Genomic DNA, 24,368 nt, shown 5'->3' with positions numbered 1-24,368 from the left:
TTATTTTTCATTTAGAAGATCAGGAAGGAACGAGACCATTTCCGGAAATAGAATAACCATCAATAATAAAATTAGCTGAATTACTACAAAAGGGATAATGCCGCGGTATAAATGACTGGTTTTAACTTCTGGAGGTGCTACTCCTTTCAGATAAAACAATGCAAACCCAAACGGAGGTGTCAAAAATGAAGTCTGTAGGTTAAGAGCGATTAATATCCCCACCCATATCAAGTCAATTCCTAGTGAGGTGAAAATGGGTGCAGCTACAGGGACAATTATGAATATGATTTCAATAAAATCAATAAAGAATCCAGCTATGAAAACGATGATAAGAATCAAAGCCAAGAACATATTTGCTGAAAGTCCCCCTTGAGTTATCATTTCAGATAAAAGCCGATCACCTCCCATCGCTCTAAATACTAGTGAAAAGGAAGCTGCTCCAATTAGTATCATGAATACCATACATGTCAAAAAGGTGGTATCACGTATTACTTCCTTGAGAATACTAAGGTTTAGCCTTTTTTGTAAAGCAGTCAACCCTATAGCACCTAAAGCACCAACTGCCGCGGCTTCGGTGGGAGACGCTATACCGGCAAAGATGGATCCAAGCACCATCACGATCAAAGTAAAAGGAAGCACAAATGCTACTATGATTTTCTTAGAAGCACCTTCTGCCCAAAAATCTTTAAGTTCATCTTTAGAGACACTTGGAACTGAAGAAGGTTTGACTTGAGCTATGATTACAATGTAGAGAATATACAATATGACTAAAGTCAAACCGGGAACAAGGGCGGCTGTAAATAAATCACCTACTGAAACATTTAAGACACTACCGAGCAGTACCAATACGATTGATGGTGGAATGATTTGACCAAGTGTACCCGATGATGCTATGATCCCTGTAGCAAGCTCGGTCGAATAATTTTTCTTAAGCATAGTTGGTAAGCTGATCAATCCCATCGTAATCACAGTGGCACCGACAATACCTGTAGAAGCTGCTAGCATTCCACCTACTATGACTACGGAAATAGCAAGCCCTCCTTTAAGTCGACCAAATAGGTTACTCATAGTTTCCAGAAGGCTTTCAGCTAATCCTGACTTCTCTAGCATTATTCCCATGAATACGAACAGTGGAACGGCGACCAGTACAAAATTGTGCATCGTACCATAAATCCTTAGTGAAAGTAGGTAGAAAAAATCTATATCATAGATGATTAATCCTGCTATTACAGATAAGCCTCCTAGGGTAAGAGCCACTGGATATCCAAAAAGGATCAATACAAATACGATGGCAAATAATAGAAGCGGAAGATATTCGTACATTAGTTAGTATGGTTGGTCAGAGTATTGAATGATTTGAGTAATTCAGAAATGCCCTGAAGAAATAGTATGAAAGCGCTAGTTGGGATCATTGATTTGATCATAAATCGATGAGGTAAGCCTCCAGGTTCAGGACTAGATTCGTTGATCTTATAGGCGTCTTCTGCAAATGGAATTGACGTCCAAAAAATTACGAATGCAAAAGGTAGTAAGAAGACTATTGTTCCGATAAGGTTAATCAATGCTTGATTTTTCGTAGATAGTTTAGCGTAAAATACATCTACACGCACATGTTTATCATGTTTCAGAGTATAAGCTGATCCTAGTAAAAAAAGAGTTGCGAATATGTGCCATTCCATTTCTTGGTTTGCTGAACTACTCCAGTTGAGAATGTATCGTAATGCTACATCAATCCCTATTAAAATTACCAGAGTAAGACATAACCATGACACGCCTTTACCTATTGTTTCTGTGATTCGGTCAATCTGGTTTGATAGGCTTTTCATAGTTGGTTTAGTTATTGGGTAATAGCGAGTTTTGAAGCTCTATTAGCAGGTTGAATTGATGTCAGGAAAGTAATGAGAATGATACTAATGGCTGTAAACCCAAAGTCACTTGCCATGATTTTGACAGGGTAAGCCGGCATCACAGCTGAAGATACATTCATTGAGATAAATCCAAAAGTCTGCTGTAGCCATGCAATTGTTAGTCCCAGTAATAGTCCACTTCCAGCTCCGACAAAGGCTATAATTAATCCCTCTGACAAGAATATTTTTCTAATTAGCCCTGAGCTTGCACCCATAGCAGATAAGATGTGAATGTCTTTTTTCTTCTCTATCACTAACATGGATAGAGAGAAGAAAATATTGATAGAAGCAAGACCAATGACCATCATTAGGAAGATGAAGACAAAGAGTTTTTCTATTTTGAGAGCTTTGTATAAGCTGGCATGTTGTTGCTCAGCATTTAAAACTGTATAAGACTCGCCAATTTCCTTGATTAATTGGTTCTGAATTCGAGGAATATCACTTTTGTTGGGAATGATGAGTTCCAACGAAGTTCGTTTGTCTTTATAACTGAAAAGTCTTTCTGCAAAACTGATAGGTACAAAGATGTAGTTGTCATCGTAGGTTTGTTCTAAAGCAAAACTAGCTCCAGGCATAATGTTAGCTCGATTATACATTTTGTAAGGCGCTGAACGACTAGGGTTGCCACTTTTAGGATAGAAGAACTGCAATGCCGTGAATTCATTCTTCATCATGATTCCCAATTTGTATTGAATACCTCTCCCTATAATAGCTCTAGGCTCTTCTCCGTTATCAAGTTCATAGACCCCTTCTCGGATAGCAGACTTTAATCGTTTTTGATCAATGAAGTTTTGGCTAACCCCTTTGACCTTTACGATTTTCTGAGAATTGTTGTATTTGAGAAAGGCATTATCTTCTATGACTTCTACTATGTCTTCGATCCCATCGATTTTGAGAATATTAGACTTAAGCTCTGGTGATAGCTTCATTGATTTACCAATCGAGGGAGTGATTTGAATAGCAGCATCAAATTCACCATAAATACTCTTTAATAGGTTTTCCATACCATTAAATACAGAAAGCCCAATAATAAGCGCCGCTGAAGCCAACGAAACGACTACCATTGAGACAATGGCTATGACATTGATAAAGTTTTTCTTCTTTTTAGAAAAAAAGTAACGACGAGAAATAAACAGGGAGAAGTTCATTAATCTTCCATTAATCAATCATCATCCAGGTCTACACTATCGAGATCTTCATAGTCGTCATCATCCACTTTAGTATCTTTGGGGATGTCTAGACCAGACAATATATCATCGATTCTCTGTGCTTTTTCTAGCGTCTCGTCTAATACAAAATACAGATCTGGAACTATTCTAACTTGTTTGCCAATTTTAGTCCCCAGTGCTTTTCGGATTTCCTTTTTCATTTCGTTCATCTGATTGACGAACGATTCAGGATTAGCAACCATCATCAAACTAACATATACTTTAGCAAAGCTTAAGTCAGGACTAACAGTGACCTCAGTTACTGTGATAAATGTGTTCCCAAACCAATGTCTTGAATCTTTCTGAAATATGTCACTAAGGTCTTTTTGGATTAGACCGCTATATTTTCGTTGTCTAGTTGTGCTCATAATGTGGTTGCAAATATCTCGATAAATTTAAATTATGTTCCATAAAACCGTATTTTCGTACGCTTTAAAGCTCTTAGCTGAATTATGATTTAACTGCAGGGCAATACCCTACTGGGTTTAAACTCCCGACTTTTGGTCGGGATTAAGTAAAATTTCGAAGATTTCTTGTCCGCATGGGTAAGGGGACTTCATTAAACTATATTCCCATTGATAGCATATTTCAGAGCCAACGACCCTTATCGAATTCTCGGAGTTATTGCATTGGTTTTACTGATCAGATTGCCGTTTTATATATCAGGGATACCTTTGATTATTCCTGAACTCAAATGGATGCTAATCGGTGACCGTTTGGCAGATGGCTTCATGATGTATAGAGATATTTGGGAAGTCTATGGACCCTTGTCAGTTTCTGTTTACAAATGGATAGATATTCTTTTTGGTCAATCTAGATTGGTTTATTTCATTCTGTCAACCATTCTGGTTATTGTTCAATCTATTCTATTCAATGAAACCTTGCTTAACAATAAAGCATACAGTCAATCGACTTATATTCCAGCGTTTTGTTATGGACTCGCCATGAATCTATTTTATGATTTCATGACGCTTTCGCCAATTCTTATGGCGATGACGTTTGTCTTAATGGCTCTTAATAATCTCTTCAAACGAATGGATAATACTACTAGAGATGATCTTTTTGTGCATACGGGGATTTATCTAGCGATTGCTACTTTGTTTGAATTAAGTATGGTACTTTTTCTAGGAGTAACCGTGATAGCTTTATTATTGTTTACAGGTTCTATTGTTAGAAGGATGCTCTTATTAGTGACAGCGTATCTCATTGTAATGACACTGGCGTCTGTATATTACTTTTGGAATGATGCTTCAGAGTATTACCACTCATTCTTCTTTCATACAGTTTGGTCGATTCCGTCTAATTCATATGTAGGTTTTTCAAAATTATTCTTAGCAGTGTTAATACCTCTACTGATACTGTTGTTTGCCTTTTTTAAAATGTTTCAAGTAGGTAGGTACATTAACTTTCAAGTACGAATCCAAAACGTAATGCTCTTTAGTTTAGTCGGTGGAGGAATGTCTATTGTGGTAATTAATGAGATTTCTTCTTATCAATTGATTTGGTTTGTTCCAGGCCTAGCTTTTTTTATGGCACATTTAATACAAACCATGAAGTTTTGGTTGTTCGCTGAGATTACAGGAGCATTTTTAGTAGTACTCTTAGTACTTAATAATGTATTTGCATTGAATGGTTGGTTCTTTGTTAAGGAAAGTGCGATTTACGAAAATGCAATAGTAGAAGAATCAAATACAATGAGTGAGCAACAAAAAATATGGGTCATAGGAGAAGATATTGACGAATACACTCTTAATCGATTAGGTTCGCCTTTTTTGAACTGGGAACTTTCTAAAAAGGTTTTAAATGAACTTAATTATTATGATAATATAGTTGAGGTGAATAAAGGATTGGAAAACAGTTTGCCTGAGGTGATTATAGATAAGGAAAAAGTAATACCCAATCTTTTCGAAAGAATCCCAAGCCTAGAGCAACAGTATGAAGCTCAAGGATTGGGAATATATATTTTAAAGCAATAGTGGGCTTAGTTAATTCGGTGATGTAAAAATCAAATTATTTTCTGTTAAGTAAACTGTTTAGTTACAGCTTATTTTATCAACCCTTCTTTTGTGCCTTCCTCCTTCGAAATCAGTATTTAGGAATGTACTTACCAATTCGATAGCTTGTTCAAGAGTCGTAAATCTTGCAGGAATACAAAGTACGTTAGCGTTATTGTGTTGACGAATCAACTCGGCTACTTCTTTGTTCCATGCCAATCCTGCTCTAATCTCTTGATGCTTGTTTGCCGTCATAGCTACTCCATTAGCACTTCCACAGATCAAAATACCAAAAGTACAGTCTCCAGTTTTTACTGCTTCTGCCAATGGGTGAACATGGTCAGGGTAATCTACAGATTCAGCAGAACCTGGTCCAAAGTCAGTAGCTTTATGACCATTAGATTCTATAAACTTGATGATTTCACCTTTATATTCGAACCCGGCATGATCGCCACCAATTCCGATATTCATTTGTTATGCGTTTTTAAGTTGATGTTCTCTTTTTTTGAATGCTCTTTTCGATACCATGATACTGAATTGATATAATCCAATCAACGGAATCGCAATTAATACTTGACTAAAAGGGTCGGGAGGAGTTAACATAGCTCCTAAAAAGAATATTACCACAATACCGTGCTTACGATACTGCTTCATGATCTCAGGGGTCAGTAGACCACTTTTTGTCAGGAATAATACTACCATCGGTAACTGAAACAAAAGCCCACAAGCCAGTACCAATGTTGTCACAGTAGATACATATGAAACAATATCAAATTCATTTAAGATGCTTGGATCAATTTGATAGTTTGCTAAAAAGTTTACGCTCAAAGGTGTAAGGATAAAGTATCCAAATAGTACACCTATTGCGAATAGTAAACTGACATAGAATACAGCTCCACTGGCTACTTTCTTTTCATTGACATATAGACCTGGACTTATAAACCTCCAAACCTCCCAAAATGCATATGGAAAAGCTACGACAATACCTACTGCAAATGATGATGTAATGTGCATTGTAAATTGTCCTGTCATCTGACGGCTTTGTAGGATGAAAGGGAGTTTGTCTATGCACAATGCTGCAGTGTCTAGTAAGTCTGAAAGCTTACACAGCATCTGATATGTCCAGAAGTCTGTTCTTGAAGGGCCTAAAATGACCTCGCCAAATACGATAGAACTAGAAAGAAATGCAGCTATCGTACAGATTCCGATAGCCACAAAAGCTCTAATAATGTGCCATCTTAGTTCCTCCAAATGGTCCAAAAATGACATTTCTGTTTGATCTACAGGTTCATCATATTTGACTTCTGTTTGTTGATCAAGGGGCAGATTCGACATCGTTTATACTAGAGAAGGAATATTAGCGTACAATGGAAACTCTTTCATCCAGTTGTTTACTTCTTCTTTTACTTCTTTGATTTTGGACTCATTGTCAAGATTCATTAATACAGTATCAATTAACTCTACAACTTGATCCATATCCCCTTCTCTCATGTTTCTAGTAGTAATAGCGGCAGTTCCTACTCTCATACCTGAAGTTACGAATGGAGAACGTTCATCAAAAGGTACCATGTTTTTGTTTACGGTTATTTCGGCAGAGACTAGACCATTTTCAGCATCTTTACCAGTTATACCTTTAGAACCTAGATCTATCAGCATTAAATGGTTTTCCGTTCCACCCGAGATTAGGTTATAACCTCTCTTTACGAAAGACTCTGCCATTACTGAAGCATTCTTTTTTACCTGAATCACATAGTCCATATATTCATCGGTCAATGCCTCTCCATATGCGATGGCTTTAGCGGCAATCACATGCTCTAATGGACCTCCTTGCATTCCAGGAAATACACTTGAGTCAAGTACCTGAGACATCATTCTGGTAACACCTTTAGGAGTTTTTAGACCCCAAGGGTTCTCAAAATCTTCTCCCATGAAAATCATACCACCTCTTGGACCTCTTAGAGTTTTATGAGTAGTTGTAGTTATTATGTGGCAGTGAGGTACAGGATCATTTAACAAACCTCTTGCAATTAACCCTGCAGGATGTGAGATATCAGCTAATAATAATGCTCCAACTGAATCAGCAATTTCTCTAAATCTCGCGTAATCCCAGTCTCTAGAATAAGCAGAAGCACCACAAATGATTAGTTTTGGTTTAATATCTTTTGCCTTAGCCGCTACTTTGTCCATATCGATAAGACCAGACTCTTTTTCGACACCATAGAAATGAGCATCGAAGTATTTTCCTGAGAAATTTACTGGTGAACCATGCGAAAGGTGACCACCATGTGAAAGATCAAACCCTAAAGTAGTATCTCCGGGTTTTAGACATGCCAAGAAAACAGCAGCATTTGCCTGAGCACCAGAATGTGGTTGAACGTTGGCCCACGAAGCTCCGAAAAGCTTTTTAGCTCTTTCTCTTGCAATATCTTCTATTTGGTCAACTACTTCACATCCGCCATAGTATCTTTTACCAGGAAGACCTTCTGCATATTTATTAGTTAATACACTACCTGCTGCTTCCATTACCTGTGGTGAAGTGAAGTTCTCTGAAGCTATTAATTCGATACCGCTTTCCTGTCTGTGTTTTTCGTTATCGATCAACTTAAAGATTTCCTGATCTCTCTGCATGATGTTTAGTTTTTCTATTGAAGCGCAAAATTAGGTGAAGCACCGTATTTTACAAAGATTTAATATCAGATAGAATGCAGTGAGTCCAATACTTACACCTACTTTAGGTTTTACCCTATATTATTTTCTTAAAAGCGTATTAGAGTTGATTAGAATTCAATTAATATTGAGGATTCACCTATTCAAATTGGTCTCAGTATTCCAACTGTCTGTCAAAAACTAGAAATTTTAACAGGGCTAAAATGAAAAGAACTCTTCTATGACTGGTGCAGATCTACTTAGTATCGTCAAGGATCCAATTTTGATGATAGAACGATCAGGGTTGGTAGTAGACCTTCATGTTAATGACGAGGTAGATTTAGCTATAGTTGATTTACAATTACTAGGAAAAAAAATTCAGCATTTCGATTTTCTTAGAGATCTATATGATTGTGTAATACAGTCTATTGATGATAATGATTCAATGACTACTTATTTTTCGTACGTCTATGGGGCTCAATTAAAGCATTATGAAGTTCTTGTAGAGCCTAAAGATGGTGAACGAGCAATCGCTTTGATTAAAGAAGTAACCAAAAAAAAGCAGCGCGAAAATGAGTTGTTAGATTATGCTGATTTGATTCAGAATATTTACAAGGGTACAGCTTCATGGACTGGTCATGCCTATTTAGATCATTTGACAATTCAATTGGGGAAAGCTTTAAAATCTGACTGTACTGCAATTTTCTTACTTGATGATTCCAAAACTACATTGAAAACAGTGTCAATATGTGATAATGGAGTCATTAGTAAAAATCAAATTGGTAAAAGAGATAGTTCTCCGTTTGATATTATAGCCTCGAATGGCTTACTTGAGATTCGTTCAGGTTTTGAGAAACAGTTTCCTGACTTTTTCATGTTGAAAGATAGGCAGCTTACAGGAATTGTGGCAGTTCCAGTTTTCTACAATCAATTCATAAATAAGCCAATAGGTATGATGGCGGCTATGTATACGGAAGCGCCAGAATCATTTCGTCAGGTAGATAAAATTTTGTCCATTTTCTCGACTAGGGCAGCTACTGAACTGGAGAGAATGGAAAATTTAAAAAAGCTCGAAAAAAGTGAGCAAAAATTTCGAGCCTTATATAATAATACGCCGGCATTGTTTAATTCCATTAGTAATGAGGGGGTTGTGATAGAAGTGGGAGATTTCTTTTTAGAAAAGACAGGGTATTTACGAGAGGAAGTAGTTGGACAGTCTTGTTTTCAGTTTGTAACACAAAAGTCACTGGCATATGCCATTTCAAAAGTTCTTCCAAAATTTAAAAGACAGGGATTTTGCAAAGACGTACCTCTTCAGTGTAAGAAAAAAAATGGAGAAGTCCTTGATGTTCTTTTTTCTGCAACTATTGTGAAAGGAGAAGATGGGGTGTTTGAGAAAATTGTAACCAACCTGAATGATGTAACAGAGTTGCGGCGAATTGAAAATGAACTGAAGGAACGAGAAGCTAGAGTCGTTGAAGCAGCAAATAGATATCAAAGCTTATTTGATAATTCTCCAGTTGGAATTATAATCCACTCAAATGGCATCATTAAACACGTAAATTCAGAAGCAATTAGATTGGCCAAAGGAGCAACTATTTTTGATTTTATAGGGAAAGAAGCTATGAGTTTCGTTCATCCTGATTCAAAAAAAGTCGCTCAAGAAAGAATTTCGAATATTTATAATACTAAACTACCTCATAGAAATGAGCAAAAGTTTATTTGCGTTGACGGTTCGATCATAGAAGTTGAAGCTATGGGTACTCTAGTGGAATATGATGGCGTACCTGCAGTTCAAATTGCCTTCTATGATATTTCTGAAAGAAAAGAGGCACAACGCCAGATTCTTGAAAATGATGAGAAGTTGAAAGGACTAAATGACCATCTAGCCAAGCAAAATGGCCAATTAGAAGAATTTGCTCATATTGCCTCTCATAACCTAAGAGCGCCTATTACTAATATGATGTCTTTGATGAAGATCAAAGATGATGATCCTTCTCCAGAAAATGAGGCATTTGTATGGGAGAATATCAGGAAAACAATTATTAATTTGGATGAGACAATTGTTGAACTCAATGATGTAGTTAAGACTTCATGGGAGTTGGACAAAGAGCGAAGAATGCTCAATATTCAAGGGATAATTGACAAGATTTTAGAGAGTATCGGGCAGGAGATAAAAGAATTGAAAGCGGATATTCAAGTAAATCTTGATGAAATGCCTTCAATATATTATCCTAAAGTTTATTTAGAGAGTATTCTTCAAAATCTAATTACTAATGCTTTGAAATATCGAAGTCAAGATAGAATCCCTTTAGTGAAAGTAACAGCATTCCACAAAGAAGGAATAGGTTACTTGACAGTGGAAGACAATGGGCTTGGAATTGATCTAGAGAAATTTGGTTCTAAACTATTTGGACTTCGAAAAACTTTTCATGAAAATGCCGACGCAAGAGGAGTTGGTTTATTTATTACTAGAGCACAGGTGGAGTCTATGGGCGGTGAGATCAGTGTTGAGAGTACAGTAGGAAAGGGCTCTATTTTCAAAATTACCTTTGGAGAATTATAAATATTTGGGGAGATTTATGAACATAACTAGATTCTTTCCAATATATAAATAGAATAAAGACTATACCTTAAGAATAAAAGATGAGTAGAAAGATTGCAGTAATAGATGATGATGAGGTTTTTCAGTTGATAATTAGGAAACAATTGGAGATGAAAGGCTTGGAGTGCGACATCTTGAAGTTCTATAATGGGCAAGAGGCTATCGATTTTTTTAATAATGAATCGGATGTAAAGAATATGCCTGATCTAGTATTACTAGATGTAAACATGCCTGTCAAGGATGGTTGGGGCTTTTTGGAAGAGTTTAAGGAACTACCTGATGATATGAAGGAAGGTATTAATTTATATATGGTAACTTCATCAGTGATTCAGTCAGATATAGATAGAGCTACACAACATGGTGATGTTAAAGAATTTGTTAGTAAGCCAATAACCAATGATAAGTTAGAAGAAATTTTCCTAGCTGCTGCTACTAGTTAATTTCAAGTCTCCTCTTCATAGTAGAGGGTGTAGAAGTGTTTTTTCTTTTCTTCATCATACCCTCTCAAGATGTTTTCTCTGTTTCCATGGACATATACATGGAAGTTTTTGTCTAGTTTGATCACTGATCGGATATACCTTTTTGTACTTTTAATAGCAGGCTTAGAAATTTCAAATTGCTCAGATTCGAGGAATGGGTTTTCTTGAGTTTTTTCTCCTTGGAAACTTTCAAATTGCTCTATTAGTTCAGGTGCTTGAAGTACTTGCTCTGAATACGCTTGCTGATCAAATACTTCACTTTCTTTCATGAATTCAATAGAATCGTTAACAAAAGTGATTTTTTCTGTGCTTTGATCTTCATCAAAATTTGTCTGAGCAAATTCTTGAATATTATTAATAAGGTGCTGAGTATGGTAGTAACTATCTACTACTTTGGACGCGCCTAAAAAACTTTCTGTCCAGAAAAATTCCTCATTTTTAGGTCCAATTTTATCAATTTGTAAGATTTGATACCCAGATTCTTGATCTGTATTGAAGATCATTGCGCCTTGACCAATTTTAGTTGGGCTTATCCCTTCATCTTTGTGAAGTGTAAAGGCATCATATGTAGGCTCAAGTTTAAGAAATGTTTCCTTTCGTTCAATTCTGAAGAGTCCAATAACGTCAGTTACTTCATCACCTATTATACAATCTTCGAAAAATGCTACAATGAACTCTCCGTCCTTTGATTTATTTGAATGAGCTGTAGATAAATAGAGCTCTACGATCTCGATAGACTTTTCTAATAGATTATTTTGATCATTAAAGATACTGGAACATTGATCCATTAATTCTGGTAAAGCTTCCTCTATTTGAAAAGCAAATTTTTCATCCGCATTAAATGGTTTGAATAAGAACTTTGTCAACCAAGTGTTGATTTCGGGTGAGCTGACAACTGCACCCTCTCTAGAAGGAACCAGTTTACCATCTACTATTCGATGAACAATTAGATATTTGGTTATTACTTCGTTTGATACAACCATTGATTGAAGAATAAATGGGGTTATGGACAAAATGCAGCTGTTAGGTTTCTCACAGCTGCATTTTAATTAATTCATGAAGTTTGAGATGCTATATTAAGCTTCGAGATAGCTGCCAGATTTAATATTGTCTATCCAAACTTTATTATCTAAATACCAGTCCACTGTTTTTTCTAGGCCGATTTCAAAAGTAACAGATGGCTTCCAGTTAAGTTCTGATGAAAGCTTATTAGCATCAATGGCATATCTTAAGTCGTGACCTGCCCTATCCGTAACAAAAGTTATAAGTTTCTCAGAAGTTCCAGTATCTCTATCTAGCTTCTTGTCCATTATTTGACATAATAACTTTACTAGATCAATATTTTTCCATTCGTTGAACCCACCAATATTGTAAGTGTCTCCCAATTTTCCATTGTGAAAAATACTATCAATAGCAGTGACATGGTCATGTACGTATAGCCAATCTCTAATATTCTCTCCTTTTCCGTAAACAGGAATTTCTTCCATATTTTGTATTTTATCGATGCAAACAGGAATTAGCTTTTCGGGAAATTGGTTGGGACCATAGTTGTTTGAGCAGTTAGAAACAATGATTGGAAGTTTGTAAGTGTTTTGATAAGCTCTTACAAAGTGATCGGAACTAGCTTTAGATGCTGAGTATGGTGATTGTGGGTCGTAAGAAGTAGTTTCTAAGAAAAAACCTCCTTCATCTAAGGACCCGTAAACTTCATCAGTAGATATATGATAGAATAATTTATCATTGAGATTTTCTTTCCAAACCTCTTTAGCAGCATTTAAAAGATTTACAGTTCCAATAATGTTGGTTTTCACGAATGCCATTGGATCTGATATGGATCTATCAACATGAGACTCTGCAGCTAAGTGAATTACTCCATCAAACTGTTCTTTTTGGAATAGACTGTTAATGAAAACATGGTCAACGATATCACCTTTAACAAAGCTGTAGTTATCTTTTAATTGAATATCAGTAAGGTTTTCCTTGTTTCCAGCATATGTCAAAAAATCTAAATTGTAGATTTTATATTCTGGATAGGTATTGACAAAATGTCTAACCACATGAGAACCGATGAAGCCTGCTCCACCGGTTATCAAAATTTTCTTACTATAATTCATTACTTTACAGTTGCTCTACCAATACTATAGTATGTAAAGCCTAGTTCAGCCATAGTATCTGTATTATACAGATTCCTTCCATCAAAAATTACTGGATCTTTTAATGAAGACTTAATTTTGTCAAAGTCGGGAGTTCTGAAAACTGGCCATTCGGTCATGATTAGAAGTGCATCGGCTCCATCAAGTGATTCGTATTCATCATCACAATAAGTGATTTTGTCTCCTATAATGCCCTTTACATTTTCCATAGCTTCTGGATCATAAGTTTTGACAGTAACTCCTAAATCAAGAAGCTCTTTGATATTAACTAATGCAGGAGCTTCTCTAATGTCATCAGTATATGGTTTAAAAGCTAATCCCCAGACTGCAAGTGTTTTACCTGATAGATTTTCTCCATAATGTTCCTTTAATCTGTCAACTAACTTACGTTTTTGTACGTTGTTTTTGTCCATTACTGCTTTTAGGATTGCAAAATCATAATCTACCTCAGAAGCAGACTTAGCTAAAGCTTGAACGTCTTTGGGAAAGCAACTTCCTCCGTATCCTATACCTGCAAATAAGAATCTTTTACCGATTCTAGAGTCAGTGCCAACACCTTTTCTAACCATGTCAACATCTGCACCTACGAGTTCGCACATATTGGCGATTTCATTCATGAAGGTGATTTTTGTTGCAAGGAAAGAGTTTGCAGCATATTTGGTTAGCTCAGCAGATTTTTCATCCATAGTGATAATCGGATTGCCTTGACGAACAAGAGGCTCATAAAGCTCTTCCATGATTTTTGTAGCTTTCTTGGAAGACGTGCCTATAACAACTCTATCTGGCTTCATGAAATCATCTAGAGCTACTCCTTCTCTTAAAAACTCAGGATTAGAAACAACATCAAATTCTACTGTTGCATTCTCTGCAATAGCTGAAGTTACTTTTTCTGCTGTTCCTACAGGTACAGTACTTTTATCAACAATAACAGTATACTTATCCAAGATTGGTCCTAAGTCTTTTGCTACACCAAGCACATAACTAAGGTCGGCAGACCCGTCTTCACCAGGAGGTGTTGGTAGGGCTAAAAATATAATTTCAGCGTCTTTTATTCCTTCTGAAAGACTAGTGGTGAAGTGTAGTCTACCTTGTTTAATGTTTCTTTCGAACACCACATCTAGTCCTGGTTCGTAGATCGGCATCACTTTGTTTTTTAGCTTTTCTACTTTTTTTTCATCTACATCTATACAAGTTACTTTATTACCTGTCTCTGCGAAACAAGTACCTGTCACGAGCCCAACATAGCCCGTTCCTACTACTGCGATTTTTTTCATATTATCTGACGCTTTATGGTTAACGTTGGCAAATCTATAAGTAACCTATCAAATACATCAGAGTAAGCAAAGTAAAATCTCAACTAATTAGAAGGTATAATTTGTATCACTATTGACTTATTGTCTCGATAGTTGTTGGTTTAATTGATAAAATCTTTAAAGTGTTGTGTGTTTTAAAGTTAACTTTTATCTTTGCAGCCCTTTTAAAAATTGGACAGATGTTAATAATCAACGTAAAAGAAAACGAGTCAATAGATAAGGCTTTAAAAAGATTTAAGAAGAAGTTTGAAAAAACAGGTGTTTTAAAAACTTTGAGAGCTAGAAATTTTCACGAGAAAAAGTCTGTAAAGAGAAGAGCAGAATTAATTAAAGCGGCATACAAGCAAAAGATGTATGCTAAAGAAAACTACTAATAGAATCAGTAGTTTTTTAGTCTTGTTTTTGATAAGTTAGTATTGCCTTGACTTTAAGGTAATACTAATGGTCAAAAAATTTATTAAATACTTATCATCTGAAAAAAGATACAGTGATCATACATTAAATTCTTATGAGACTGATCTTTTACAGTATGAGTCATTTCTAAATGATTCGTGCTCAATTGTAGATATTGAGCACTCCCAACCCATTCATGTTAGAGCTTGGGTGCTTAGTTTAGTTGAGGCTAAGATCAATTCTAGATCTATCAATAGAAAGTTAGCAAGTCTCAGATCCTTTTTTAATTTCTTATTAAGCAGAGAGGTTATTGTAGTTAATCCAGTTAAATCTCTCAGGCCATTAAAAGTGGACAAGTCAATTCCTCATTTTGTTCAGGCAAGGGAAATGGATGATTTGTTGGATCGTTCTGAGTTTGATAATACTTTCGAAGATAAGAGGGTAGAGTTAATTCTTGAATTATTATATGGTTTAGGTATACGTTTGTCTGAATTGATTGGAATTCAAGATAAAGATATTGATGTCTATAATCACACAATTAAGGTTCTTGGAAAAAGAAACAAAGAGAGAATATTACCTCTTTCTAAGTCTAACTTAGAATTAATCAAAACGTATAAGATGCTAAGGGATGATACAGTTCAAAAACAATGTACTTTCCTTTTAGTTACAAATTCAGGTAAGAAGTCTTATCCTGTTATGATTAATAGAATAGTAAAAAAGAACCTTAGCTCTACTACAGTTCATAAAAAGAGTCCTCATGTATTGAGACACTCTTTTGCTACACATATGTTAGACAATGGGGCTGACTTAAATGCAGTTAAAGATTTGCTTGGTCATTCTTCTTTGGCAGCTACGCAAGTCTACACTCATAATTCTTTGGAAAAGCTCAAGTCGGCTTTCGATTTGGCTCACCCCAAAGCTTAAACTTTGTTAAATTTTAAATATTAATCTTATGAAACTTCAGATGCATTCCATTCATTTTGACGCAGATCAAAAGTTGGTCGACTTCATTCAGAAAAAAGCAGATAAACTGGATACTTTCTACGATAGGATAGTCGACGGTGAAGTTATTATGCGTGTAGAGAAAGATGAATCACGTGATAACAAAGTGATTGAGATTAAATTGAATATTCCTGGTGCTCAGTTATTCGCTAAGGAGCAAGCTAAATCTTTTGAGGCCGGGGCTGATGAAGCTATTGAGTCTCTAAGACGACAGTTGAAGAAGAAAAAAGAAAAGCAATTGGCACATCATTAATAATAAAAGAGGCTGTCTCAAAAGGCAGCCTCTTTTGTTTTTGATGCAATTCAACCAGTCTTAGCAACTCGAAATAATTGTTACTTATTAGAACAATACAGTTAATTTTTTATTTCTTGAGCTTTTGAGACAGCCCCTTTTTACTTGCCTAGTTGGTTTTGTATGTCGATTGTTTTTCGAGAGTATCCAGTAGGTATCACAAATTTATTATCAGGTATATCTGTGAGATCAATTTTATTTACTAAGTTCTCATTTTTAGAAGCCCCATTTTCATAAGCTAATGTTTTTACAGGTATTCCTTCTTTCATGATAGGAGAGTTGGAATCTACTGTGAAAGCTGATAACTCCCCACCAGCAGGTAAAAGACTTCCAATTTCTTGAAGGTTTTGTTTAGCAAACTCAAGCATTTTTTTCATCGCGTTGAAATTAGATTCTGCTACTCCAATGCTTTGATAGTTGGCGATATAAAGTGAAATGACTTTTTCATTTGAATTTTTACCTTCATATCTACTTGTAGTCCATGTATTCACTTTTTCAAGGTTAGGTGATTTGCTATAAGAGATGCTTGTTGAGCTAGGATTCATAATTTTGTCTAGCTTTTTGCGTTGGTCTTCTGGCATCTGACTAGCAAATTGCTTCATCATCATCGCAAACATTTTTACCTGTTCTTTCAATTGTACTAAAGTGGCCTTGTCAAATAAATAATACTCTTTTTTAGTATTGTCAATGTAAGTGAACTCTTCTTTAAGAGAGTTGTATAGGATAGTAGAGTTTTTACTTCCTGAGTTTTCAATAGCTACATGAGTATTAGAGATGTAAATACTAGTGGTTGAAGAACTGTTGGATTTAAGATCTCTGGTTGTCGACGATATTTTGACTCCTTGTTTAGCTACAAGGTCAAATGAGGTCAAAAGAGTAGATAAAATAGTTAATGCTAGAATGTATTTGATCTTCATAGAACTATATGATTTTAGATTTTAAATCTATTGAGATTTCGCTTAAAACTAAATCCTAATTCTACAAATATGCTGCCAAATCAAGATTCTACTTAATGTAAATAATATAAGTTTGGTTTTTTAATAAGCATCCAAAGGCTCACTTTAAGTATTTCCCCCATATTGCTGCAGTTCATAAATTTGGGTTCTTCGTAATAGTCCGCTAGTTCTTGGCGAAGTGACTTTACGTAATTTTCAGGAGCAATTTTATCATGAGTCATAGCTCGTAATAAATCCATGATTCTATGTCTAGAAATCCTCAATCTATTGGCAATCATTGATCTTTCTTCTTTTTGATACTGTCTGGCAGTTTTTGGAGTCATGTTTTTTAATCCAATATCTATTAATGGATTATTTTGTTTAAAGTATTGAGGAAGATATACGTTTTTTCTGCCTTCATATGATTGTTGATCAAAGTCAATTGCCCTAAGTCGATACGAAACTTCTTCGAAATCAGGAATCATATTAACAACAAAGTTACTTGAATGCATATCTCCTAATAGCCTTACGAAACAGCGTTCATTGAATTTTATAAACTCTTTCGCGAGTCTAGTCTGGTTGATTGAAGGGTCGGCAAGGTTTTGTTTAATGAATTGGTCACCTGGGATTCCGATGATATGTTCTTCAATTAAAGTGTTATTATGAACTACAAAGCTGATTCTATTTGGGGACAATAAATCTTCCAATTCCAGTCCATATACTCTAGAGGCATCGGCATGCTTGATATAGAAATAGTCGAAATTGTCATTGATTTCGTTGACTATTCTTACTCTAAATGGTTTTGTGTTTCCGTATTGACAAATATCTACTCTGTCAATAACTAGGTGTTCCATTACACTTGTATCACCATCAGCTTTGATTACAGCGTATATTTTTTTGAGATTGTGATGGATACTTTTCATGTCAGACTGTGAGAATATCACAGTTTCCCAAAGAGTATCTTCTCCATCCTTATCATATAAAGGGAAAGCATTTTCGTACCTTAGAAGATCTTCGTACTCAATATTGACTCTCGTAATTCTTTGATACTTGCTTAGGTACTTTCTTAAGACTGGGCTTACGGAATATGGTACTTTCTTTTTGCTTATTAATGCCATTTGAAGAATTGCGTTAAGCAAAGATAATACTGATCTTAATCAACGACTCTTCTTGACATTGATCTAGATCAGTATTATGTGTGATTCTGAAAAGAATCTAATTAGTCTTCTACCATTTCTTCCATGGTAATGCAACTACAGAATAGATTTCTATCTCCATAAGCATTGTCTATTCTACTAACTGATGGCCAGAATTTATTTGATTTACTATATTCAAAAGGAAAAGCTGCTTTTTCTCTTGAATAAGGGTAATCCCAGCTATCGGAAGTGACTAACTCCGCCGTGTGAGGAGCATTTTTCAAGACATTATTTTCTGAATCACCTCCATTTTCTATTTCCTTGATTTCCTCTCGGATAGAAAGCATGGCTGAACAGAATCTATCAATTTCTTCTTTAGACTCACTTTCAGTAGGTTCTATCATTAATGTCCCTGCTACGGGGAATGAAACTGTAGGGGCGTGAAATCCATAATCCATCAAACGTTTAGCAATATCTTCTACTTCAACACCAGCTGTTTTGAACTTGCGACAATCAAGAATCATTTCGTGTGCACACCGATCATTGTTTCCAGTATAAAGGATATCAAATTCATCTTTTAACCTATCCTTAATATAGTTGGCATTTAGAATTGCTAACATTGTGGCTTTTTCAAGTCCTTTTCTTCCCATCATTGCTATATATCCGTGAGAAATAGCTAATACACCAGCACTGCCATATGGTGCAGCAGAAATTCCTCCTGATGCTTTTTCTCCAGCTGGATTAATTACTGCATTTCCAGGTAAGAAAGGGGTTAAATGTTCTGCAACGCCAATTGGGCCAATACCTGGTCCTCCACCTCCGTGAGGTATAGCAAAAGTCTTATGAAGGTTTAAGTGGCAAACATCCGCTCCTATAATTCCGGGACTGGTAAGACCAACTTGTGCATTCATATTGGCTCCATCCATATAGACCTGACCTCCGAACTTGTGAATAATTCTACAAATTTCAGTGATACTTTCTTCGAATACACCGTGTGTAGAAGGGTAAGTTACCATCAACGATGAAAGATCATTTCTGTGTAGTTCTGCCTTAGACTTAAGATCCTCTAGGTCAATATTTCCATTTTCGTCACATTTAACGATTACTACTTTATTTCCAGCCATCACAGCGCTGGCTGGGTTTGTACCATGAGCGGACGATGGGATGAGAGTAATGTTTCTTTGCTCTTCTCCAAGACTTGCATGGTATGCCTTGATGACAAGTAGTCCAGCATATTCTCCTTGAGCTCCAGAGTTTGGTTGAAGTGAAACTGAATCAAAATCTGTAATTTCAGATAGCCAAGTGATTAATTCATTAATTATCTGATGATATCCTTGAGTCTGATCAGCAGGAGCAAATGGGTGTATCATAGCAAATTCAGGCCAAGTGATCGGGATCATCTCGGTCGTAGAATTAAGTTTCATGGTACATGATCCTAATGAAATCATGGAATGAGCTAATGATAAATCTTTGTTTTCGAGGTGTTTCAAATACCTCAGCATCTCATGTTCAGATTGATATTTTCTAAAGTTGATATGAGATAAAAAGTCCGAAGTTCTTCTATGTTCTTGACCAATTGATACTTCTACATGATTTGCGTCCTGTACTACAATTTTACTATTGAAGGTACAGTTCGAAATAGCCTGAAAAGCTTCTAATACTTGTATCAGTTCATTTACAGTGTGTGTCTCGTCAAACGATACCAAAACCTTTCCTTCATGGAAATAATTGAAATTAAGCGCTAGATTTTCGGCATGCTTCTTAAGTTTCTGTTTTTTATCTTCAGCTAGACTAATGTCAAGTGTGTCAAAGTATGTCTTGTTGTTCTGTGTGAATTCAAGAGCATTAAGGTATTTGTCGGCTAATTGAGCTAACCCATGGATTCTTGTGGCAATTCGTTTAAGTCCTGCGGGTCCATGATAGACTGCATATGCTCCGGCAGTAACAGCCAACAGAACTTGAGCCGTACAAATGTTGGAAGTAGCTTTTTCACGGCGAATGTGTTGTTCACGAGTTTGAAGTGCCATGCGATAAGCTTTCTTTCCATGCTTGTCAATGGATACTCCAATAATTCGACCAGGGATTTGTCTTTTATAATCTTCTTTTGTGGCGAAGTATCCAGCATGCGGACCTCCGAATCCCATAGGCACACCAAAACGTTGAGTAGTGCCGACCACTACGTCAGCACCCATTTCGCCAGGAGGTGTTAATAGTACTAAGCTCATCAAGTCGGATGCTACAGCTACAGAAATGTTTTGCTCTTTGGCCGATGAGATGATAGTAGAAATTTCTCCTACGGTTCCATTACTATTCGGATATTGGAGAAAGATCCCATAGTATTCCGAATTGCTAGTGTCAAACTCTTTGATATCTCCAATGACAAGTTCAATTCCAATAGGCGTAGCCCTAGTTTTGAGTATGTCAATGGTTTGAGCAAAAACATTTTGATCAACGAAGAATTTATTTGCTTGCTTTTTGTCTTTTTTACGAACTGCAAAAAGCATGGTCATAGCTTCTGCAGCAGCAGTGCCTTCGTCTAGTAGAGATGCGTTAGTCAAGTCCATCCCAGTAAGGTCAGAGACCATAGTTTGGAAGTTGATTAACATTTCTAGTCTACCTTGAGCAATTTCGGCTTGATAAGGGGTGTAGGCCGTGTACCAACCTGGGTTTTCAAGTATGTTTCTTTGGATCACTGTAGGAGTTACGCACCCATAATAGCCTTGACCAATGAAAGATTTGAAAACTTTATTTTTATCAGCGATTTCTCTCATTGACTGGAGATAACTAAACTCATCTAAAGCTTCTGGAAGATTTAATTCTCCATACCTTCTGATGCTTTCAGGAATAGTTTCATTCATCAATGCATCTAGGCTCTCAGACCCTATAAGAGAAAGCATCTCTTTTATTTTTTCTGAGGAAGGTCCATTATGTCTATGCGAAAACTTTGTTCGCTCGTTAAGATTTGCCGTCATGTAAAAATCCTTGGGGGTTAATCTGGGGTTGTCTAAATTCTATAAAAGCCGCAAATTTAGTCGTTAACTATCAAATAGGTAGATAGAAAAAACCTGTTTTATTGTCAGGAAATGTATCTTATGAGAAGAAAATTATTTGTTTGAAAGGTGTGAGGGGTCGATTTAGGAGTTCGATGCTTGTGGGATTAGGTACCGTTGTACCTATTCCCCACAAGATCTTTTCAACCAGCTATGGAAAGAAAGATTGTTATATCCATCTTTCTAAGTACAAGTATAGCTTCTTTACTGCTCTCAGAAATCTTTATTGGATGAAGCGACCCTTTTTTTCGATCAATTGATTGATATTCTAGACGAGTGTTATTAGCGCTTCTTTTTTTTCTTCTTCTTATCATGGAAAGCACCTTTGAAATCAGGATTTTCTTTTCGTTTTTGATGATCGATTTCTCTTAACATCTCTTGATTTTCTATAAAAGGGGTCTTTTCTATTTCAATTCCCTCTGGTATTTTGAATAGATCTATTTCTTTATTGATGAGTTTTTGGATCTTTTTGATGTAGTATTCTTCGGCCATGTTACAAAATGTGATAGCAACTCCATCATTTTTTGCTCGTCCAGTTCTCCCTATCCTGTGTACGTAATCTTCGTAAATCAATGGTACATCGAAGTTAATTACATGAGACACCATACTTACGTCTAATCCTCGAGCTGTTACGTCAGTCGATACTAAAATTTGAGTGTCACCGTCTTTGAACGAATCAATAGAGTTAATACGCGTATTTTGTCCTTTATTCCCGTGGATCACCTTAACAGATTTGGTGATTTTTCTTTCAATGAACTTGAAGATATTGTCAGCATTACCTTTTGTTTTTACGAAGACAATGACTTTGGTAAATTCTTCTTTGTTAAGCAAATGTCCAAGTAAGTTGATTTTGGTTTTGAAGTTCGGGACTTTAAACAGTTTTTGCTCTATTGCATCAACAGTGGAAGCTTGTGGAGTCACTTCTACTACTTCCGGGAATTCTAGAAACTCTTCAGATAATTTCATTACTGATTCAGGCATAGTTGCAGAGAAGAGCAGGTTTTGCCTTTTTACTGGAATAATTTCAAGAATTTGCCGGATTTGAGGCATGAATCCCATATCCATCATTTTGTCAGCTTCATCTATAACTAAGGTTTTAATCTGTTTGGTGATAAAAGTTCTGTTGCGATAAAGATCCATGAACCTTCCTGGAGTTGCTACTATAATATCCATTCCATCATTGAAAGATTCTATTTGCGCTTTTGCACCTGAGCCTCCGAATATCACCGTATGTCTTAGATCAAGATAAGTACAGTATTTTTCTATATTCTTTTGAACCTGTATCGCTAGCTCTCTAGTAGGGGTAAGTATTAATGCTCTTGGGTCATTTCCTTGAGCATATTTAAGTTTCATTAAAAGAGGTAAAACAAATGCCGCTGTTTTACCAGTTCCGGTTTGGGCTATTCCCATTATATCATGGCCTGATAGAGAAAGAGGGATGGCTTTCTGTTGAATTAGAGTTGGTTCTTGGTATCCAGCTTCATGGATCGCATTTAGTATCTGCTTATTGAGCTTGAGGTCTTCGAAATTTTCTATCTTTTGCACCATGTCATTGAGATTGATGGGGATCGAGCTAATTTTGCTGCAATTTATCAAAAATAGTCTGAGTCAATGGCGAAGTATACACTGATCAAAAATGCTCAAGTAGTTAATGAAGGAACTCTTTGGGCACAAGACATCCTGATAAAGGATGATAAAATCGAGAAAATTGGAATGAACCTATCACACGATACGGCTACTGTTGTAGATGCTGATGGTAAGTATTTATTGCCAGGAGTGATAGATGATCAGGTTCATTTTAGGGAGCCTGGACTGACACACAAGGCTAATATTTATACTGAGAGTAGAGCGGCAGTAGCTGGTGGTATCACTTCTTTTATGGAAATGCCAAACACAGTACCTAATGCTCTCACACAAGAGTTGCTTCAAGATAAGTATGATATTGCGGCTAAGTCTTCATTAGGAAATTATTCCTTCTTTATGGGGGCTAGTAATGATAATATAGAAGAGGTTCTCAAAACCAATCATAGAGATGTGTGTGGTGTAAAGGTTTTTATGGGGTCTTCTACTGGGAATATGTTAGTGGATAATGAGAAAACACTTTCAGAGCTATTTTCTAAAGTAGATATGTTGATTGCCGCTCATTGTGAGGATGAAGAGACCATTCGAAATAATACTGCTCTTTATAAAGAGAAATATGGAGAAGATATTCCTTTTAATGCTCACCCTCTGATAAGGAGTGAAGATGCATGCTATATATCCTCTTCTCGTGCGGTGGAGCTAGCTAAGAAAAATGGAACTCGCTTCCATGTATTACACATTTCAACAGCTAAGGAAACAGAATTGTTTGATAATTCTATTCCTCTAGAGCAGAAGAAGATTACTTCAGAAGCTTGTATTCATCATATGTGGTTTAGTGAGGAGGATTATCAAACAAAAGGAGCTTTTATTAAGTGGAATCCAGCTGTTAAGACCGCTTATGATAGAGATGTGATTTTTCAAGCAATGTTGGATGATAAAATTGATGTGATAGCAACGGATCATGCACCTCATACCTTGGATGAAAAAAATAACAAATATCTAAATGCGCCATCTGGAGGTCCTTTGGTGCAGCACGCCTTACCTGCTATGTTGGAACATTATGAAAACGGTAAGATTTCACTTCCTAAGATTGTCGAAAAGATGTGTCATAAACCTGCCATTCTATTTGAAATAGAGAAAAGGGGCTTCATTAGAGAAGGGTATTATGCAGATCTTGTTTTGGTAGATCCTAAAAAATCATGGATAGTAGAAAAGGCTAATGTGCTTTCTAAATGCGGCTGGAGTCCTTTTGAAGGGTATCAGTTTAAAAACTCTATTGATAAAACTTGGGTGTCTGGCCATTTAGCCTATGATCAAGGTGCTTTTGATGAATCACAATTAGGATCAAGATTGCTTTTTGATAGAAAATAATTTCAGGAATCGTTTTGAAAAAATGATTCAATTTCTACATTTGCACTCCCGTTTTCGGACGGGTTTAAAATGGTGATTGTAGCTCAGTTGGTTAGAGCGCCGGATTGTGGTTCCGGAGGTCGCCGGTTCGAGACCGGTCTTTCACCCTTAAAGCAGTACTTTTTTTCAAGTACTGCTTTTTTTTCTGAAAGTCTCTTCATACCAATGCATAGATTACCTAAATAACTGATGATCTAAGCTGTTTTCTATTAGAGAAAAATTTTTTCTACGTGCTCTACGGCAACAACTGTGGGTGCTTAGCGT

21 protein-coding genes and 1 tRNA gene are annotated in these 24,368 nt (G+C 36.1%); 8 read left to right on the top strand and 14 right to left on the bottom strand.

The window, feature by feature from the left end:
* From DKG80_RS14495 to rbfA, 4 genes are read right to left on the bottom strand one after another with little or no spacing between them, the layout of a single operon-like run.
* Positions 1-1,323 carry a TRAP transporter large permease gene (locus DKG80_RS14495; protein ID WP_109832086.1) on the bottom strand — a complete coding sequence of 441 codons (1,323 nt, stop codon included), beginning with the start codon at positions 1,321-1,323 and terminating at the stop codon, positions 1-3.
* A complete protein-coding gene (locus tag DKG80_RS14490) occupies positions 1,323-1,826 on the bottom strand; it encodes a TRAP transporter small permease subunit (protein WP_109832085.1) in 504 nt (167 codons plus the stop codon). Before DKG80_RS14490 ends, DKG80_RS14495 begins: the two co-directional genes overlap by 1 nt.
* 11 nt (positions 1,827-1,837) lie before the next feature.
* The gene (locus DKG80_RS14485; RefSeq protein ID WP_109832084.1) at positions 1,838-3,055 is read right to left on the bottom strand and encodes an ABC transporter permease; all 1,218 of its coding nucleotides are present in this window, start codon (positions 3,053-3,055) and stop codon (positions 1,838-1,840) included.
* Positions 3,056-3,069: 14 nt separating this feature from the next.
* Positions 3,070-3,483: a 30S ribosome-binding factor RbfA gene (rbfA, locus tag DKG80_RS14480; protein ID WP_185140172.1), complete on the bottom strand. Its 414-nt coding sequence runs from the start codon at positions 3,481-3,483 to the stop codon at positions 3,070-3,072.
* Positions 3,484-3,690: 207 nt separating this feature from the next.
* On the opposite strand from rbfA, the gene DKG80_RS14475 reads away from it, so the two are divergent.
* Positions 3,691-5,091: a hypothetical protein gene (locus tag DKG80_RS14475; protein WP_162555903.1), complete on the top strand. Its 1,401-nt coding sequence runs from the start codon at positions 3,691-3,693 to the stop codon at positions 5,089-5,091.
* Positions 5,092-5,148: 57 nt separating this feature from the next.
* Here DKG80_RS14475 and rpiB read toward each other — a convergent pair whose 3' ends face one another.
* From rpiB to glyA, 3 genes are read right to left on the bottom strand one after another with little or no spacing between them, the layout of a single operon-like run.
* Complete coding sequence (gene rpiB, locus DKG80_RS14470) at positions 5,149-5,580, bottom strand: ribose 5-phosphate isomerase B (RefSeq protein ID WP_109832081.1); 432 nt, start codon at positions 5,578-5,580, stop codon at positions 5,149-5,151.
* A 3-nt stretch (positions 5,581-5,583) separates the two neighbouring features.
* Positions 5,584-6,444 (bottom strand): twin-arginine translocase subunit TatC, encoded by an 861-nt coding sequence (gene tatC / locus DKG80_RS14465; RefSeq protein ID WP_109832080.1) that lies wholly within the window; start codon positions 6,442-6,444, stop codon positions 5,584-5,586.
* Positions 6,445-6,447: 3 nt separating this feature from the next.
* A complete protein-coding gene (gene glyA, locus DKG80_RS14460) occupies positions 6,448-7,737 on the bottom strand; it encodes a serine hydroxymethyltransferase (RefSeq protein ID WP_109832079.1) in 1,290 nt (429 codons plus the stop codon).
* A 259-nt stretch (positions 7,738-7,996) separates the two neighbouring features.
* Here glyA and DKG80_RS14455 point away from each other — a divergent pair, with 259 nt between their 5' ends.
* Positions 7,997-10,321: a PAS domain S-box protein gene (locus DKG80_RS14455; protein ID WP_109832078.1), complete on the top strand. Its 2,325-nt coding sequence runs from the start codon at positions 7,997-7,999 to the stop codon at positions 10,319-10,321.
* 80 nt (positions 10,322-10,401) lie between these two features.
* The gene (locus DKG80_RS14450) at positions 10,402-10,800 is read left to right on the top strand and encodes a response regulator (protein WP_109832077.1); all 399 of its coding nucleotides are present in this window, start codon (positions 10,402-10,404) and stop codon (positions 10,798-10,800) included.
* 2 nt (positions 10,801-10,802) lie between these two features.
* Here DKG80_RS14450 and DKG80_RS14445 read toward each other — a convergent pair whose 3' ends face one another.
* The 3 genes from DKG80_RS14445 to DKG80_RS14435 form a co-directional block, all read right to left on the bottom strand.
* Positions 10,803-11,852 (bottom strand): nucleoid-associated protein, encoded by a 1,050-nt coding sequence (locus DKG80_RS14445; RefSeq protein ID WP_162555902.1) that lies wholly within the window; start codon positions 11,850-11,852, stop codon positions 10,803-10,805.
* 63 nt (positions 11,853-11,915) lie between these two features.
* Positions 11,916-12,953, bottom strand: a complete 1,038-nt coding sequence (gene rfbB, locus DKG80_RS14440) for a dTDP-glucose 4,6-dehydratase (protein WP_109832075.1) — start codon at positions 12,951-12,953, stop codon at positions 11,916-11,918.
* On the bottom strand, positions 12,953-14,266 hold the full coding sequence (locus tag DKG80_RS14435; RefSeq protein WP_109832074.1) for a UDP-glucose dehydrogenase family protein: 1,314 nt from the start codon (positions 14,264-14,266) through the stop codon (positions 12,953-12,955). The genes rfbB and DKG80_RS14435 overlap by 1 nt, the downstream gene beginning before the upstream one ends.
* A 218-nt stretch (positions 14,267-14,484) precedes the next feature.
* Here DKG80_RS14435 and rpsU point away from each other — a divergent pair, with 218 nt between their 5' ends.
* From rpsU to hpf, 3 genes are all read left to right on the top strand, one after another.
* The gene (rpsU, locus tag DKG80_RS14430; RefSeq protein WP_109832073.1) at positions 14,485-14,679 is read left to right on the top strand and encodes a 30S ribosomal protein S21; all 195 of its coding nucleotides are present in this window, start codon (positions 14,485-14,487) and stop codon (positions 14,677-14,679) included.
* Positions 14,680-14,746: 67 nt separating this feature from the next.
* Positions 14,747-15,622: a tyrosine-type recombinase/integrase gene (locus DKG80_RS14425; RefSeq protein WP_185140171.1), complete on the top strand. Its 876-nt coding sequence runs from the start codon at positions 14,747-14,749 to the stop codon at positions 15,620-15,622.
* Positions 15,623-15,650: 28 nt separating this feature from the next.
* Positions 15,651-15,953 (top strand): ribosome hibernation-promoting factor, HPF/YfiA family, encoded by a 303-nt coding sequence (gene hpf / locus DKG80_RS14420; RefSeq protein ID WP_109832071.1) that lies wholly within the window; start codon positions 15,651-15,653, stop codon positions 15,951-15,953.
* Between the two features lie 140 nt (positions 15,954-16,093).
* Here hpf and DKG80_RS14415 read toward each other — a convergent pair whose 3' ends face one another.
* The 4 genes from DKG80_RS14415 to DKG80_RS14400 form a co-directional block, all read right to left on the bottom strand.
* Positions 16,094-16,909 (bottom strand): hypothetical protein, encoded by an 816-nt coding sequence (locus DKG80_RS14415; protein WP_109832070.1) that lies wholly within the window; start codon positions 16,907-16,909, stop codon positions 16,094-16,096.
* Positions 16,910-17,001: 92 nt separating this feature from the next.
* Positions 17,002-18,045, bottom strand: coding sequence for a hypothetical protein (locus tag DKG80_RS14410; protein ID WP_109832069.1), 1,044 nt, complete (start codon positions 18,043-18,045; stop codon positions 17,002-17,004).
* Positions 18,046-18,146: 101 nt separating this feature from the next.
* Entirely contained in the window at positions 18,147-21,035 is a 2,889-nt protein-coding gene (gene gcvP / locus DKG80_RS14405) for an aminomethyl-transferring glycine dehydrogenase (protein WP_109832068.1), read from the bottom strand.
* Positions 21,036-21,395: 360 nt separating this feature from the next.
* Complete coding sequence (locus DKG80_RS14400; RefSeq protein ID WP_109832067.1) at positions 21,396-22,661, bottom strand: DEAD/DEAH box helicase; 1,266 nt, start codon at positions 22,659-22,661, stop codon at positions 21,396-21,398.
* Positions 22,662-22,724: 63 nt separating this feature from the next.
* Here DKG80_RS14400 and DKG80_RS14395 point away from each other — a divergent pair, with 63 nt between their 5' ends.
* Both DKG80_RS14395 and DKG80_RS14390 read left to right on the top strand, forming a co-directional pair.
* Entirely contained in the window at positions 22,725-24,065 is a 1,341-nt protein-coding gene (locus DKG80_RS14395) for a dihydroorotase (RefSeq protein ID WP_109832066.1), read from the top strand.
* 71 nt (positions 24,066-24,136) lie between these two features.
* A tRNA-His gene (locus tag DKG80_RS14390) sits at positions 24,137-24,212 on the top strand.
* Positions 24,213-24,368: the final 156 nt, after the last annotated feature.

Source organism: Reichenbachiella versicolor, from assembly GCF_003171675.1.
Taxonomy (GTDB): domain Bacteria; phylum Bacteroidota; class Bacteroidia; order Cytophagales; family Cyclobacteriaceae; genus Reichenbachiella; species Reichenbachiella versicolor.
Note: the sequence above shows the minus strand (reverse complement) of the source record. Positions and strands in the feature narration are given on the sequence as shown.